The following is a 14,669-nucleotide window of genomic DNA, read 5'->3' as shown; positions in this document are numbered from 1 at the left end:
CCCGGGGCCGGGCGGGCGTGGTGGTTGACACCGTGGGGGGCGTTCTTGTGGCGCCGCTTGGTGGGGGGGGGGGGGGGGGGGGGGAACAGCCGGGGGGCGGGGGCGGGGGGCCGGGGCCCGCGGGGACCGGCCACGCGGGCCGGTCAGGACCTACCGGACCGGGGAGGCCACCCGGGCCTCGGCGGTGCTCCGGGCCTCGGTGGTCACTTCGACTTCTTCGAGAAGTAGTCGAACATCCGGGCCGCCACGTCGTCCAGGTACGGGCCGGCCTCCCAGGTGCTGGCGCCGTTGCCGATCGAGGTGTCGCTGACCAGGGCCGGCTTGCCGTCCTTGGTCGCGACCCAGCCGCCGCCGCTGCTGCCGCCGGTCATGTTGCAGCCGATCATCAGCATCGCCGGGCGGCTCGGGTCGCCGGTCTTCTTCACCGGCTTCCCGCTGTCGCAGTGGTCCAGCTCGACGCCGTCGAACGGCTTGCCGGCCGGGTAGCCGTAGGCGCTGACGCTGTTGAACTGCTCACGCGGGGCGTTGAACCAGATCGGCACGGAGCCGCCGACGGTCTCCTCCAGCGACTTGCCGTTGCCGCTCGGGTTGGCGACCTTGATGATCCCGAAGTCGTACTGGCTCCACGGGCCGCCGTGTTCCGGGTCGGCCTCGGCCGACCACTGCGGCGAGACCATGCCGGCGGTCGCGCCCCACTCGCCGTACGGCTCGGCGTCGGTCTCGTTGGCCTGCTTGCCGCCGCTCAGCAGGCCGTTGCTGTTGTAGGCCGGGGCGAAGGAGATGTTGGTGTAGTACTGGCCGCCCTTGCCGCCGTTCAGGCAGTGGCTGGCGGTCCAGACCAGGTTGCTCTTGCCGGGGTTGGCCGGGTCGGAGACGACGGTGCCGGAGCACACGTAGTCCTCGTTCCCGTCCTTGAAGAAGAGCTTGCCGTTGACGTGCAGGTTCTTCGCGAACGGGTGCTGGGTCGGCTTGGCCTCGATGACGGTGGGCAGCGCGTCGCCGGTGCTCGGGGGCTGGGCGGTGGTGGGCTGCGCCGGGGCCGGGGTGGCCGGCTTCGAGGTCGGCTGGGCCGGGGCCGCGCCGGTCGGCTGGGCCGGCGGCTGCGTCGGGTCGGGCTGCGGCTGCGGCATCGGCTTGGGCTTGGCGTTCAGGATCCGCTGCAGGGTCCAGTAGCCCTTGACCGCCGGAGTGATCACGTTCTGCTGGGCCCACTTGTCCCAGTCCTCGAACTTCCAGGTCTTCAGCTCTTCGGCGGTCGGCAGCTTGATCGGTGCTGCGCCCGGCTTGCCGGTGGCGCCGGCCGCGACCGTCGGAGCCGTGGTCCGGGCCACGACCGGGTCGCTGTTGTCCGGGCCGCACGCGGTCGCGGCCAGCATGGTCAGCGCGGCGACGGAGGCGCCCAGGACGGCACGGCTCGGCCGGTACATCGGTGACATGAGTTCAAATCCCCCTGTGAATAACCGCCATGCGACCCCTTCCTCGGGTACGGCTCCGGGGAGCCGCAGGCATGGCAGGGGAGGAGTCTGCCATGCGGATAAAGGCCTCCTTACGCACACCCCCGGACTGGGGAGGGGCCGTCACCGGATGGGCACCGGACCGGCACCCGCCCTCCTCCGGGCGCCCGGAATCCGGTCGGGCGGCCGCTTCCCGGTGCGTGTCCAGGGTGCTTCCCGGTGCGCCGAAATTCGGTTGCCCGCGTCGGGCGCCGTGCGTAGCGTGGACGGAGTCACCAGCCAGACAAGGAGAAGGCCGTTGCTCTACTGAGGTCCCGAGACACCGCCCCCGCCGCGCAGGCCCTTCGCCGCGCGGTGTGCGAGTGTGCGACCTCAGTCACGGCCCCGTGGCGAGCCCGATCCGGCTGATCCGGATCCGCCCCGCCCTCCCCCCGGCCGTACCGGCCCGCACCCGCGGTGTCTCCCCGTGTTGCTCATCGTTCCCTTCGGCAACCACCCGGGAGGCCCTCCATGGCACAACCCACCACCGCCGTCCTCTGCACCGATCTCACCTTCGAGTGGCCCGACGGCAAGCCCGTCCTGGACGGCTTCCACCTCGCCGTCGGCCCCGGCCGCACCGGCCTGATCGGGCTCAACGGCGCCGGCAAGTCCACCCTGCTGCGGCTGATCGCCGGCGAGCTGACACCGACCGGCGGCACCGTCCGGGTCGACGGCGAACTCGGGTACCTGCCCCAGGGGTTGACGCTGGACACCACCGTGCGGGTGGACGAGGCGCTCGGCATCCGGGCCACCCGCGAGGCTCTGCACGCCATCGAGTCGGGGGACTCCGACCAGCGCCACTTCGACGCCGTCGGCGACGACTGGGACGTCGAGGAGCGCGCCCGCGCCACCCTCGACCGGCTCGGCCTGCACCGCCTCGGCCTCGACCGCACCACCGGGGAGCTCTCCGGCGGCGAGGCCGTCCTGCTGCGCCTCGCCGCCCTGCTGCTGCGCCGCCCCGACGTCCTGCTGCTCGACGAGCCCACCAACAACCTGGACCGGACGGCCCGGGAGCGGCTCTACGAGACGGTCGCCGGCTGGCACGGCGTCATGCTGATCGTCAGCCACGACCGCGAACTGCTCCAGCACGTCGACCAGATCGCCGACCTGCGGGACGGCGCGGTCACCTGGTACGGCGGCAACTTCGCCGAGTACGAGCGCACCCTCGCCGCCCAGCAGGAGACCGCCGAGCGGCTGCTGCGCAACGCCGAGGCCGACGTCGAGCGCCAGAAACGGGACTTGACCGAGGCCCGCACCCGGCTGGACCGCAGCGCCAGCTACGGCAAGAAGCGCGCGGTCACCCGCAACGACCCGCACATCTTCGCGGGCAAGCTCAAACGCCAGGGCCAGGAGACGGCCGGGCGGCTCCAGGGCATGCACACCGAGCGGCTGGAGGAGGCCCGGCAGCGGCTCACCGCCGCCGAGGAGGCGGTGCGCGACGACGCCGAGATCCGGATCGACCTGCCGCGCACGGCCGTCCCGGTCGGGCGCACCGTGCTCACCCTGCAGAAGGTCCGGCTGCCCTACGGCACCACCGCCGACCTCGACCTGCGCGGCCCTGAGCGGATCGCCCTGGTCGGCCGCAACGGCTCCGGCAAGACCACCCTGCTGCGCACCATCGCGGGCGAACTCGCCCCGCTGGAGGGCGAGGTCAGCACCCCGGTGCCGCGGCGCCACCTGCCGCAGCGGCTCGACCTGCTGGACGACAAGCTGACCGTGGCGGAGAACGTCAAGCTGTTCGCCCCCGCCGCCGGGGACAACGCGATCCGTGCCCGGCTGGCCCGCTTCCTGTTCCGCGGCGGCCGGGCCGACCAGCCTGCCGCGACCCTCTCCGGCGGCGAGCGGTTCCGGGCCACTCTGGCCGCGCTGCTGCTGGCCGACCCGCCGCCGCAGCTGCTGCTGCTCGACGAGCCGACCAACAATCTGGACCTCGCCAGCGTCCGCCAGCTCACCCAGGCGCTCGCCGCCTACCAGGGCGCGCTGATCGTGGCCAGCCACGACGTGCCGTTCCTGCGCGGCCTGGGCCTCACCCGGTGGCTGGAGCTGGACGGCGAACTGCGGGGGGTGGATCCGATGTAGCCGGTATGGCGCGGGCGGCCGCCGCCGGGGTGGCCGGTACGGCGCGGGCGACCTCGCCCACGATGCGGCCGCTACTGCTCGCCGAGGACGCGGCGGGCCGTGCTCAGGGCGGAGTCCTTGAGCCCGGCCGGCTCGTCATCGGTGAACACCGGCGTGCGGATGTCCGGCGGGATGCCGGGGCCGTCGAAGGTGCTGCCGTCGGGCGTGAGGTACTTCTCGTTCGGCAGCACCACCATGAAGTCCGGCGAGAGGGTCTTGATCAGTACGTCGGAGAAGACGCCCTGGGTGTTCTCGCCGATCCGGACGACGTGCGGGGAGCGGCCCATCAGGGTCTGGGTGAAGGTCTCGGCGGCGCTGATCGACAGCGAGGAGGTGAGCAGGGCGACGGGGCCGGTGAAGTGCTCGGTGTGCGCGGGCCGCACCACGACCGGCTGCGGCCGGGTGAACTTCGTGGGGTCGGCCGGGTCGTCGCGGGCCACCTTGCGGTAGGCGACGTACGGGCGGTCGGTGAGCCGGGCGGCGATCTGCTGCCCGAGCGCGTCCGAGCCGCCGCCGTTCAGCCGGACGTCGATCACCAGGCCGTTGAGCCGGTCGGGGTCGGCGAGCAGGGCGTCCAGCGCCCGGTCGAGCTCCTTGGCCTGGGCGGCGAACCCGCCGGTCGCGTAGCCGTCGAAGCCGCTCACCCGCAGGTAGCCGACGCCGCCCGGGAGCCGGCCCACGCCCAGCCGGCTCGCCCCCTGCTCGTTGACGGCGAACTCCTGTTCAGGGCCGGTCAGTTGTGCGTCGACGGCCTTGCGGGCCGCGTCCCGTAGGGCGGGCGTCGACTTCAACGAGCCGTCGCGCCGGCCGGAGTAGACGCCGGTCGGGCCGGTGCCGGTCACCCGGGCCAGACCGGTGTGCGCGTCCTTGAGCGGGGTCAGCAGGTCGATGAAGATCTGCTGGAGCTGGTCGGTGGTGGTCGCCGGAGTGATCTTGGCGCGCTGCTCGTCGCGTGCCGCGTGCCAGTCGATCCCCTTGGCGGCGAAGAAGGGGTAGTTCTCCTCGAAGGTCTCCCAGAACCGGTCGAAGACCGCGAGCGGGTCGTTGGGGGCGGGCCGGGTGCACAGCGCCGGCAGCGCGTCCAGGCGGCGCAGCGTCTTGGTGCCCGTCCCGCCCTCCTCGGCGTCGATCGCCCGGCGCCCGCCCGGCTGCGGGGTGAGGGTGAGGGCGTTGTCGCCCAGGACGTACCGGACGGTGCCGTCCCGGCCGGGGGCGCCGTCCTGCGTCCCGGTGACCCACCCCGGCACGCAGCTGTGCGTCGTCACGTCGTAGGTGACCAGGCTGCTCCCGGAGACCACGGCCACCAGGCCGTACCCGTCCATCTGCCAGACCCCCTGGAGGGACCTGCCCCGCCTGTCCTGGCCGTCGGCCTGCGTCGCGGCCACCCCCGGCGCCGCCACCGCGACCGTCGTCGCGAGCGCCACCGCCGTGGCCGCCACCGTCCTGCCCACTGCCGCTCTGCCCACTGCCGCCCCGCTCGCCCCAGTCCTGCTCGCCGCGGTCCTGCCCACTGCGGTCCTGCCCACTGCCCTGCGCGTCATCTCCGGCCTCCGCCGAACCGCCCGGCCTCCCCCGCGGAACCGCTCCGCCGCCTTGCCCCCGACGCTACGGCGGCCCCCACCGCCCCGGCGTCATCCCGCGCGCCCGACCCCCGCCCGACTTGGGGGCTACCCGCGGCTGCGCCGAAACCACTCCGCGGGGGTATCGACAGCAAACCCTTTTGACGGCGGGTGAAAATCCTCCGTTGATGGTCCCAACTCCGGTGCGCTCCAGTACCATCGGCGCCATGCCTGCGCTCAACATCGAGTACACGGAGCACGAGCTCGCCGCGATCCGCGAGGCCGCCGCCGCGGACGGTAAGAGCATCAAGGCGTACATCCACGACCTGAGCGTGCGGGAGCAGCAGCGGCGGGTGTTCGTGGACCACGCCGTGGCGTTCTGGAAGTCGCACCGGGCGGAGTTCGACGCCGCGTTCCCGGAGGACGCGCCGGCGGCGTGAACGGCGCGGCGGGGGTGCGGGGATGATGCTGTTCCACGTCGACCTGCGCTGGCTGCTCGACGTGCAGGAACTGGCCTCGCCGGAGGACCTCAGCGTGCGGGACTACTCCGCGCTCCAGGCCGCCGTCGCCCGGCACCGGGTGAACACCGCGCAACTCGGCCACAACGCCGACGCCGCCTGGTGCGCGGCCACCCTGATGCACACCATCGTGCTGCTGCGCCCCTTGCCGGTGCGCAACAACCTGTACGCCTGCATGACGACGGCCGCGTACATGCACGCGGCCAAGGAGGGCGTCGACCCGCCGTACGGGGCGCTGGTCGAGCTGGCCCGCGACATCGCGGCGGGCGGGGCGGACGTGTTCGCGGCGGCCGACCGGATCCGCTCCTGGCGGATCTGAGGCCGGCCGCCGCGCGGACGGTCACCCGGGAAAGGGCGTCCCCGGAAAGCGCCCCGGCGAAAGGGCACCCCCGGGGAGGCCGTCATCCGTGCCCGGGCATTCAGGACTTGGCGGACCTCAGCTTGCCCGCGACCAGCGTTCCCAGCCGGTCCAGCCCGACCACGGCGGCGGCCAGCACCACGAACTCGACCGTCAGCAGGGCTATCTGGCCCCAGACGTAGCCGTAGCCCTTGGTGGTGGGGTCGAAGAAGAAGTAGGGGTAGGGCGTCGGGTAGTCGTCGAACAGCGCGTTCCGGGCGAGCACGATCGCCGCGTAGCCGAGCGGGAAGGCCAGCCAGAGCGGGATGTCCTTCCAGGCCGCCGCGTTGCGCGGCTTCAGCACCAGCCAGTCGGCGATCACCATCACCGGCGTCACGTAGTGCAGGAAGAACGACGACCAGTGCGCGAGCTTGTCCGGCCCGCTGACCAGCCCGGGCAGCGGGTTGGCGCCGTGCTGGAGCAGGACGTGCGAGACCAGACCGGTGATCAGGATGTACAGGGTGGCGGCGCCGCGCAGCCGGGGTGCGGGCGCGTCCACGGTGTCGCGCTTGAGCATCCAGTACACGGCGCCGATGAAGTAGCCGAGCACGATGACGTTGCTCTGCACGGTGAAGAACACCAGCGGCGCGGTTCCGAGGGTCAGGCCGAGGCCCGCCGAGAGCACGATGCCCATGCGCCACCACAGCGCGGGGCGGGTCCGGACTGTCATGCGGCCACCAGTTCGTTTCAGGCGATACGGGAGGTATCGGACGGCTAAGGGGGGAACGCCGCACTCTACTCGCAGGTAGCAGCGGGACGGAAGAAACGGTCCTGCTCAGGGCGGTGGCCAGGTCGACCCCCCGGCTCAGGCCATCCGGTGGATCAGCCGGTCCTCGTCGTCGGTGCGGCCGTCCGGGTCCGGCAGCAGCCCGAGCCGCTCGGCGAGCCGGCGGGACGGCACGTTGTCCGGGTGGATCAGGGCGACCACCGGCACGCCGGGGAAGCGCGGCAGCGCCTCCGCCATCGCCGCCCGGGCCGCCTCGGCGGCGTAGCCCAGGCCCCAGGCGGACGGCCGGAAGCGGTAGTAGAGGTTGAACACCCGCTCGCCGTCCAGCGTGTGCAGGTAGAGCCCGGAGAACCCGATGACCGCCTCCGGCTCCTCCCGGGTGGACACGGTGCAGTACCCCACCCCGTCCCGCGCCCAGTCGGCGACGAAGCCGTCCAGCATCTCCCGGCTCGCCGCCCGGTCGCGGTGGGGCCCGTTGGGGTTGTACCGGTTGGTCTCCGGATCCCCGTGGATCGCGAACACCGCCTCCACGTCCCCCTCCTGGGGCCGGCCGAGCACCAGCCGCTCGGAGGCGGTGACGATCGTGCGGATGGCGTGTCCGGTGGCGTGTCCGGTGGCGTGTCCGGTGGTGGTCATGGCGCTTCCCCCGTGTCGTTCGTAATAGGTCTACCGCACCATAGGCCATTACCCCGACAGTCGCCCGGCCATTTCCGCCCACCCGCCCCGGCTACGGGATCGGCTCACACTCGATCGCTCTGCCCCCGGCGGTGAGGAACCGGCGCAGTCGCTCGGGCGGCAGGCGGCGGCGAAGTCCTCGGCGGCGGTGTTCATGGTGGGGGAGGAGGTCTTGTTACCGGCGGGTCGCTTCTCTATCATCGCGGGTGTTACAGCTTTACTGTCAAACCCAGAAGGGTTCTGCAGCCAGTGCGTGACACGAGCAGTCCGCCGGGCGCCACGGCCACCGGCCCCGGCCCGTTGGCGGGGGTGCGGGTGGTCGAGCTCGCGGGGATCGGGCCGGGGCCGTTCGCGGCGATGCTGCTGGCCGACCTGGGCGCCGACGTGGTGCGGGTGGACCGGCCGGATCCGTCGCCGCTGGGCATCGATCCGGTGTACGACGTGACCAACCGGAACAAGCGGTCGGTGCTGGTCGACCTCAAGTCCCCGGCGGGGCCCGGCCTGGTGCTGGACCTGGTCGAGCGGGCGGACCTGCTGATCGAGGGTTACCGGCCCGGGGTCGCGGAGCGGCTCGGGGTCGGGCCGCAGGACTGTCTGGCCCGCAACCCGGCGCTGGTGTACGGGCGGATGACCGGGTGGGGGCAGCAGGGGCCGCGCGCCGCCAGTGCCGGGCACGACCTCGGGTACGCGGCGGTGGCCGGGGTGCTCGGCCTGGTCGCGGGGCCGGGCGGGCCCGAGGAGGCGCCCGGCATCCCGGCCAACCTGCTGGGCGACTACGCGGGCGGCTCGCTCTACCTGGTCGTCGGCCTGCTCGCCGGGCTGCACCACGCCAGGAGCACCGGCGCCGGCCAGGTCGTCGACGCCGCGATCGTGGACGGCGCGGCGCACCTGTCCAGCATGCTGTGGGGGCTGCTCGCGGCCGGCCACTGGCAGGACCGCCGGGGCGCCAACCTGCTGGACGGCGGCGCGCCGTTCTATGCGGTCTACCGGGCGGCCGACGGCGGACACCTGGCCGTGGGGGCGCTGGAGCCGCAGTTCTACGCCGAGTTCGCCCGGCTGCTGGAACTCGGCCCGCAGGCGCCCGGGCAGTACGACCTGGCCCGCTGGCCCGAACTGCGAGCCCTGATCGCCGACCGCTTCGCCACCCGGACCAGGGCCGAGTGGGAGGCCGTCTTCGCCGGCTCCGACGCCTGCGTGGAGCCCGTACTGACGATGCGTCAGGCAGCCCGGGAGGAGCACCTGTTGGCGCGCGGCACCTACGTCGAGGCGGGCGGTGTCACCCAGCCCGCCCCCGCCCCGCGCTTCTCCGCCACCCCCGGCGCGCTGCGCCGCCCGCCGGCCCGGCCGGGTGCGGACACCGCCGAGGTGGCCCGCGACTGGGCCGTCCCGTCCCTCAACTCCGACAACTCCGATGCAGGACAAGGAGCGTAGCGTTGCAGCGCGAGATCTTCACCGAGCAGCACGAGGACTTCCGGGCCGCCGTGCGGGCCTTCCTCGCCAAGGAGGTGCTGCCGCACTACGACCGCTGGGAGAAGGCCGGCATCGTCGACCGCTCCGCCTGGCTGGCGGCCGGCCGCCAGGGCCTGCTCGGGATGGCCGTCCCCGAGGAGTACGGCGGCGGGGGCGCCCCGGACTTCCGCTACGCCGCCGTGCTGGCCGAGGAGTTCGCCCGGGCCGGCGCCTCCGGGCTGGCGATCGGCCTGCACAACGACATCATCGGCCCCTACCTCACCTCGCTCGCCACCGAGGAGCAGAAGCGCCGCTGGCTGCCCGGCTTCTGCAGCGGCGAGCTGATCACCGCGATCGCGATGACCGAGCCCGGCACCGGCTCCGACCTCCAGGGCATCCGCACCCAGGCCGTCGACCGGGGCGACCACTACCTGCTCAACGGCGCCAAGACCTTCATCTCCAACGGCATCCTCGCCGACCTGGTGGTCGTGGTCGCCCGCACCACCCCCGAGGGCGGCGCGCACGGGCTGAGCCTGCTGGTCGTCGAGCGCGGCACGCCCGGCTTCGAGCGCGGCCGCAACCTGGACAAGATCGGCCAGAAGTCCCAGGACACCGCCGAGTTGTTCTTCGAGGACGTCCGGGTGCCGAAGGCGAACCTGCTCGGCGAGCTCAACGGCGGCTTCGTCCACCTGATGCAGAACCTCGCCCAGGAGCGGCTGACCATCGCGGCCGCGGCGATCGCCGGCGCCGAGTACCTGGTCGAGATCACCACCGACTACGTCAAGCAGCGCGAGGCCTTCGGCCGCCCGCTGGCCAAGCTCCAGCACGTGCGCTTCGAGATCGCCGAACTCGCCACCGAGTGCGCCGTCACCCGGGCCTTCGTCGACCGCTGCATCACCGAGCACAACCGCTACGCGCTCACCCCGGCGGACGCCTCGATGGCCAAGTGGTGGGCCACCGAACTGCAGAAGCGCACCGCCGACCGCTGCCTCCAACTGCACGGCGGCTACGGGTACATGAGCGAGTTCCCGGTCGCCCGGGCGTTCACCGACGGCCGGATCCAGACCATCTACGGCGGCACCACCGAGATCATGAAGGAGATCGTCGGCCGGTCCATCCTCGGCTGAGGCATCCCGCGAACCCCCCTGCCCCGAAAGGCGTTTGACCGTGACCACCGAAGCGTACGTCTACGACGCGATCCGCACCCCGCGCGGCCGGGGCAAGGCCACCGGCTCGCTGCACGGCACCAAGCCGATCGACCTCGTCGTCGGCCTGATCCACGAACTGCGCAACCGGCACCCCGAGCTGGACCCGGCGGCGATCGACGACATCGTGCTCGGCGTGGTCAGCCCGGTCGGCGACCAGGGCTCCGACATCGCCCGGATCGCGGCCATCGCGGCCGGCCTGCCCGACACGGTGGCCGGCGTCCAGGAGAACCGCTTCTGCGCCTCCGGGCTGGAGGCCGTCAACCTGGCCGCCTCCAAGGTCCGTTCGGGCTGGGAGGACCTCATCCTGGCCGGCGGCGTCGAGTCGATGTCCCGGGTCAAGATGGCCTCCGACGGCGGCGCCTGGTTCGCGGACCCGATGACCGCGTACGAGACCAACTTCGTCCCGCAGGGCATCGGCGCCGACCTGATCGCCACCATCGAGGGCCTCTCCCGCACCGACGTGGACGCCTTCGCCGCCGAATCCCAGGCCCGCGCCGCCAAGGCGCAGGCGGACGGCCTGTTCGACCGCTCGGTGGTCCCGGTCCGCGACCGCAACGGCCTGGTCGTGCTGGAGCGCGACGAGTTCATCCGCCCCGGCACCACCGTCGAGACCCTGGCCGGCCTCAAGCCCTCCTTCGCCGGCATCGGCGAGGCCGGCGGCTTCGACGCCGTCGCCCTGCAGAAGTACCACTGGGTCGAGGCCATCGACCACGTCCACCACGCCGGCAACTCCTCCGGCATCGTCGACGGCGCCGCGCTCGTCGCCATCGGCAGCCGGGAGATCGGCGAGCGGTACGGGCTGCGCCCGCGCGCCCGGATCGTCTCCGCCGCCGTCTCCGGCTCCGAGCCCACCATCATGCTCACCGGCCCCGCCCCGGCCACCCGCAAGGCGCTCGCCAAGGCCGGGCTCACCGCCGCCGACATCGACCTGGTCGAGATCAACGAGGCCTTCGCGGCGGTCGCCCTGCGCTTCATCCGCGAACTGGGCTTCCGGCCCGAGCAGGTCAACGTCAACGGCGGCGCGATCGCCCTCGGCCACCCGCTCGGCGCCACCGGCGCGATGCTGCTCGGCACCGTGATCGACGAGTTGGAGCGGCGCGACCTGCGCTACGGCCTGATCACCCTGTGCGTGGGCGGCGGCATGGGCGTCGCCACCATCGTCGAGCGCATCTGACCCACTGTCCCTCGGATCCCCTCGGAGACCCTGAACTCATGAGCGACACCACCACCATCCGCTGGGAGCAGGACCAGGACGGCGTGGTCACCCTCGTCCTCGACGACCCGACCCAGTCCGTCAACACCATGAACGAGGCCTTCACCACCGACCTCGACGCCGTCGTCGACCGGCTGGCCAGCCTCGCCGCCGCCGACGGGCTGCGCGGCGTGATCGTCACCTCCGGGAAGAAGACCTTCTTCGCCGGGGGAGACCTCCGGCTGCTCTCCGCCGCCCGCCCCGAGGACGCCGCCGCCGTCTTCGAGAAGTCCCAGCGGATCAAGCGCGCGCTGCGCAGGCTGGAGACCCTCGGCAAGCCGGTCGTCGCCGCCGTCAACGGCAGCGCGCTCGGCGGCGGCCTGGAGATCGCCCTCGCCTGCCACCACCGGATCGCCCTGGACAACCCCGCCAGCCGGCTCGGCCTGCCCGAGGTCACCCTCGGCCTGCTGCCGGGCGGCGGCGGAGTGGTCCGCACCGTACGGCTGTTCGGCATCACCGACGCCCTGCTGAAGTTCCTCCTGGAGGGCCGCCAGTACCGTCCGGCGCAGGCCCTGGAACACGGACTCGTCCACGAACTCGTCGCCACCCCGGAGGAGTTGACCGCCCGGGCGCGGTCCTGGATCGAGGCCAACCCGACCGCCGTCCAGCCCTGGGACGTCAAGGGCCACAAGATCCCCGGCGGCACCCCCGCGACCCCGGCGTTCGCCGCCAACCTGCCCGCCTTCCCGGCCAACCTGCGTAAGCAGCTGAACGGCGCGCCCTACCCGGCCCCGCGCAACATCCTGGCCGCCGCCGTGGAGAGCGCCCAGGTCGACATCGACACCGCGATGGCGATCGAGGCCCGCTACTTCACCGAGCTCGCCTGCGGACAGACCAGCAAGAACATGATCCAGGCGCTGTTCTTCGACCTCCAGGCGGTCAACTCCGGCGCCGGCCGCCCCCAGGGCGTCGAGAAGCGACTCGTCCGCAAGGTCGCCGTGCTCGGCGCCGGGATGATGGGCGCGGGCATCGCCTACACCTGCGCCAAGGCCGGCATCGAGGTCGTGCTCAAGGACGTGAGCATGGCCGCCGCCGAACGCGGCAAGGCCTACTCCGCCGGGCTGCTGGACAAGGCGATCGCCCGCGGCCGCTCCACCGAGGCCAAGCGGGACGCGCTGCTCGCCCGGATCACCCCCACCGCCGAGGCCGCGGACCTGGCCGGCTGCGACGCGGTGATCGAGGCCGTCTTCGAGAACACCGAGCTCAAGCACAAGGTGTTCCAGGAGGTCGAGGGCGTCCTCGCCCCCGACGCGCTGCTCTGCTCCAACACCTCCACCCTGCCGATCGGGCTGCTCGCCGAAGGCGTCGAGCGCACTGCGGACTTCATCGGACTGCACTTCTTCTCCCCGGTCGACAAGATGCGCCTGGTCGAGATCATCCGCGGCCCGCAGACCGGCGACGAGGCCCTCGCCCGCGCCTTCGACCTGGTCCGGCAGATCGACCGGACCCCGATCGTGGTCAACGACTCGCGCGGCTTCTTCACCTCGCGGGTCATCGGCCAGTTCCTCAACGAGGGCGTCGCCATGGTCGGCGAGGGCGTCCCCCCGGCCAGCATCGAGCAGGCCGCCGCCCAGGCCGGCTACCCCGCCAAGGTGCTCTCGCTGATGGACGAGCTCACCCTCACCCTGCCGCGCAAGATCCGCGACGAGTACCGGCGCGCGGTCGAGGCCGCCGGCGGCAGCTGGACGCCCCACCCGGCCGACGCGGTGGTCGACCGGATGGTCGACGAGTTCGGCCGCCCCGGGCGCAGCGGCGGCGCCGGCTTCTACGAGTACGGCGAGGACGGCAAGCGCGGGCGGCTCTGGCCGGGGCTGCGCGAGCACTTCGGCGAGCCGGCCGCGGACCTCCCCTTCGAGGACCTCCCCTTCGAGGACCTCAAGGAGCGGATGCTGTTCAGCGAGGCGCTGGACTCGGTGCGCTGCCTGGAGGAGGGCGTGCTGACCTCGGTCGCCGACGCCAACGTGGGCTCCATCCTCGGCATCGGCTTCCCGGCCTGGACGGGCGGCGTGTTCCAGTACATCAACGGGTACGAGGGCGGCCCGGCCGGCTTCGCGGCCCGGGCCCGCGAACTCGCCGCCGCCTACGGCGAACGGTTCGCGCCGCCGGCGCTGCTGGAGCGGATCGCGGCGGAGGGGCGCGCCTTCACCGACTGACCGTCAGTCCTGAGCGGGCGGGGGCCGGGTGTCGGACGGCCCCCACCCGGCTCCTCCTGCGATTCCCGGCCAGGTCCCCGCCCAGGTCCTCGCCGAGTTCCTTGCTCAGCTCCCTGCTGAGTTCCCCGCCGAGCTCCCCGTTCAGCTCCCCGCCGAGTCCTCCCGCAGTTCCTCGCCGAGTTCCTCCCGCAGCGAGCGCTGGAACGCCGTGACCAGTGCCTGCGCCACCATCGGCTGGATGTGGTCCGTCAGCGCCCTCATCAGGGCCAGCTCGTCCGGCGCCGGCTCGCTCTCCCGGTAGGGCCGCCACACCGTCTCCCGGAACAGCCGCTGCAACTCCCGGGCCGTCGCCCGGCTGTGCTCCAGCACCACCGCCCGCGCGGCCAGCAGCGTCTCCAACGGGATCGGCACGTCCAGGATCCGCACCCCCAGCGGCAGCAGGCCCGGATCCACCCGGAACAGCTCCGGATCGGCCGTCCGCTCCAACGCCCCCATCGCGACCAGGCGTTCCACCTGCTCCTCCGACAGCCCCCGCCCGGCCCGCCGCTCCAACTGCGCCCGGCCCAGTTCCTCGGCCGCCTCGGGCGTCCAGGACGCCACCAGCGCCCGGTGGATCGCCAGGTCCAGCGGCGTGCTGTCCTCCGGCAGCCGGGCCAGGTACCGCTCGATCGCGGCCAACGTCAACCCCTGACGCTGCAACTCCTCGATCAGCTCCAGCCGGTCCAGGTGCGCCGCCCCGTACAGCCCGACCCGGCGCGGCCCCAACTCCGGTGGTGGCAGCAGGCCCTTCGTTCCGTAGAACCGCACCGTCCGGACCGTCACCCCGGCCCGCGCCGCCAGTTCGTCGACCGTCAGCCGCACCCCGCCCCCGTCTCCCACGGCCCCGAGCTCCCCCATCTGCCGCCTCCTGCACTGGCACACTTCCACTGTGACAGCAGCAGTGTGACAGTGCCCGTCCCCCTGGTCCACCGGATGCTCCACCGGCTGCTCCACCGGCGACGGTGGCCCGCCGCACACGTGAGTCCGCCCCCCCCCCGGGGGGGGGGCGGGGGGGGTGGCGGGGGGGGGGGGGCGCTTGGCGGGGGCGGGGGTGGGCGGGGGTGGGTGTGGGCCGCGCGGC

12 protein-coding genes are annotated in these 14,669 nt (G+C 73.0%); 7 read left to right on the top strand and 5 right to left on the bottom strand.

From position 1 onward, the window contains the following. Positions 1-203: 203 nt before the first annotated feature. Positions 204-1,436, bottom strand: coding sequence for a trypsin-like serine peptidase (locus ACFV6I_RS03885; protein ID WP_380423487.1), 1,233 nt, complete (start codon positions 1,434-1,436; stop codon positions 204-206). Positions 1,437-1,964: 528 nt separating this feature from the next. On the opposite strand from ACFV6I_RS03885, the gene ACFV6I_RS03880 reads away from it, so the two are divergent. Beyond that, positions 1,965-3,572, top strand: a complete 1,608-nt coding sequence (locus ACFV6I_RS03880) for an ABC-F family ATP-binding cassette domain-containing protein (protein ID WP_380423486.1) — start codon at positions 1,965-1,967, stop codon at positions 3,570-3,572. A 71-nt stretch (positions 3,573-3,643) separates the two neighbouring features. Here ACFV6I_RS03880 and ACFV6I_RS03875 read toward each other — a convergent pair whose 3' ends face one another. Further along, positions 3,644-5,062 carry a S41 family peptidase gene (locus tag ACFV6I_RS03875; protein ID WP_380423485.1) on the bottom strand — a complete coding sequence of 473 codons (1,419 nt, stop codon included), beginning with the start codon at positions 5,060-5,062 and terminating at the stop codon, positions 3,644-3,646. A gap of 335 nt (positions 5,063-5,397) precedes the next feature. On the opposite strand from ACFV6I_RS03875, the gene ACFV6I_RS03870 reads away from it, so the two are divergent. Together ACFV6I_RS03870 and ACFV6I_RS03865 are read left to right on the top strand one after the other, a co-directional pair. After that, positions 5,398-5,610, top strand: coding sequence for a hypothetical protein (locus ACFV6I_RS03870; RefSeq protein WP_063351004.1), 213 nt, complete (start codon positions 5,398-5,400; stop codon positions 5,608-5,610). A gap of 25 nt (positions 5,611-5,635) precedes the next feature. Beyond that, positions 5,636-6,007 (top strand): hypothetical protein, encoded by a 372-nt coding sequence (locus tag ACFV6I_RS03865; RefSeq protein WP_063351003.1) that lies wholly within the window; start codon positions 5,636-5,638, stop codon positions 6,005-6,007. Between the two features lie 100 nt (positions 6,008-6,107). Here ACFV6I_RS03865 and ACFV6I_RS03860 read toward each other — a convergent pair whose 3' ends face one another. Together ACFV6I_RS03860 and ACFV6I_RS03855 are read right to left on the bottom strand one after the other, a co-directional pair. Beyond that, positions 6,108-6,755: a Pr6Pr family membrane protein gene (locus ACFV6I_RS03860; protein WP_363371201.1), complete on the bottom strand. Its 648-nt coding sequence runs from the start codon at positions 6,753-6,755 to the stop codon at positions 6,108-6,110. Between the two features lie 135 nt (positions 6,756-6,890). Then, positions 6,891-7,448 (bottom strand): GNAT family N-acetyltransferase, encoded by a 558-nt coding sequence (locus ACFV6I_RS03855; protein ID WP_380423484.1) that lies wholly within the window; start codon positions 7,446-7,448, stop codon positions 6,891-6,893. Positions 7,449-7,736: 288 nt separating this feature from the next. On the opposite strand from ACFV6I_RS03855, the gene ACFV6I_RS03850 reads away from it, so the two are divergent. The 4 genes from ACFV6I_RS03850 to ACFV6I_RS03835 are packed head-to-tail and all read left to right on the top strand — an operon-like array spanning position 7,737 to position 13,549. Next, on the top strand, positions 7,737-8,918 hold the full coding sequence (locus ACFV6I_RS03850) for a CaiB/BaiF CoA-transferase family protein (RefSeq protein WP_167745853.1): 1,182 nt from the start codon (positions 7,737-7,739) through the stop codon (positions 8,916-8,918). A 2-nt stretch (positions 8,919-8,920) separates the two neighbouring features. Next, positions 8,921-10,063, top strand: a complete 1,143-nt coding sequence (locus ACFV6I_RS03845; protein WP_063347006.1) for an acyl-CoA dehydrogenase family protein — start codon at positions 8,921-8,923, stop codon at positions 10,061-10,063. 40 nt (positions 10,064-10,103) lie between these two features. After that, positions 10,104-11,318, top strand: coding sequence for an acetyl-CoA C-acetyltransferase (locus ACFV6I_RS03840; RefSeq protein WP_380423483.1), 1,215 nt, complete (start codon positions 10,104-10,106; stop codon positions 11,316-11,318). A gap of 38 nt (positions 11,319-11,356) precedes the next feature. Beyond that, the gene (locus tag ACFV6I_RS03835) at positions 11,357-13,549 is read left to right on the top strand and encodes a 3-hydroxyacyl-CoA dehydrogenase NAD-binding domain-containing protein (RefSeq protein ID WP_380423482.1); all 2,193 of its coding nucleotides are present in this window, start codon (positions 11,357-11,359) and stop codon (positions 13,547-13,549) included. A gap of 141 nt (positions 13,550-13,690) precedes the next feature. On the opposite strand, the gene ACFV6I_RS03830 is transcribed toward ACFV6I_RS03835, so the two are convergent. Beyond that, positions 13,691-14,446: a MerR family transcriptional regulator gene (locus ACFV6I_RS03830; RefSeq protein ID WP_063347004.1), complete on the bottom strand. Its 756-nt coding sequence runs from the start codon at positions 14,444-14,446 to the stop codon at positions 13,691-13,693. Between the last annotated feature and the right edge of the window lie 223 nt (positions 14,447-14,669).

This window comes from Kitasatospora sp. NPDC059803 (assembly GCF_042732255.1).
Classification (GTDB): Bacteria; Actinomycetota; Actinomycetes; order Streptomycetales; family Streptomycetaceae; genus Kitasatospora.
Note: the sequence above shows the minus strand (reverse complement) of the source record. Positions and strands in the feature narration are given on the sequence as shown.

Excerpts from the sequence above, each read along its gene's own strand:
- ACFV6I_RS03885 (WP_380423487.1), bottom strand. The coding sequence starts at position 1,436 with ATGTCACCGATGTACCGGCCGAGCCGTGCCGTCCTGGGCGCCTCCGTC.
- ACFV6I_RS03880 (WP_380423486.1), top strand. The coding sequence starts at position 1,965 with ATGGCACAACCCACCACCGCCGTCCTCTGCACCGATCTCACCTTCGAG.
- ACFV6I_RS03870 (WP_063351004.1), top strand. The coding sequence starts at position 5,398 with ATGCCTGCGCTCAACATCGAGTACACGGAGCACGAGCTCGCCGCGATC.
- ACFV6I_RS03865 (WP_063351003.1), top strand. The coding sequence starts at position 5,636 with ATGCTGTTCCACGTCGACCTGCGCTGGCTGCTCGACGTGCAGGAACTG.
- ACFV6I_RS03860 (WP_363371201.1), bottom strand. The coding sequence starts at position 6,755 with ATGACAGTCCGGACCCGCCCCGCGCTGTGGTGGCGCATGGGCATCGTG.
- ACFV6I_RS03855 (WP_380423484.1), bottom strand. The coding sequence starts at position 7,448 with ATGACCACCACCGGACACGCCACCGGACACGCCACCGGACACGCCATC.
- ACFV6I_RS03835 (WP_380423482.1), top strand. The coding sequence starts at position 11,357 with ATGAGCGACACCACCACCATCCGCTGGGAGCAGGACCAGGACGGCGTG.
- ACFV6I_RS03830 (WP_063347004.1), bottom strand. The coding sequence starts at position 14,446 with ATGGGGGAGCTCGGGGCCGTGGGAGACGGGGGCGGGGTGCGGCTGACG.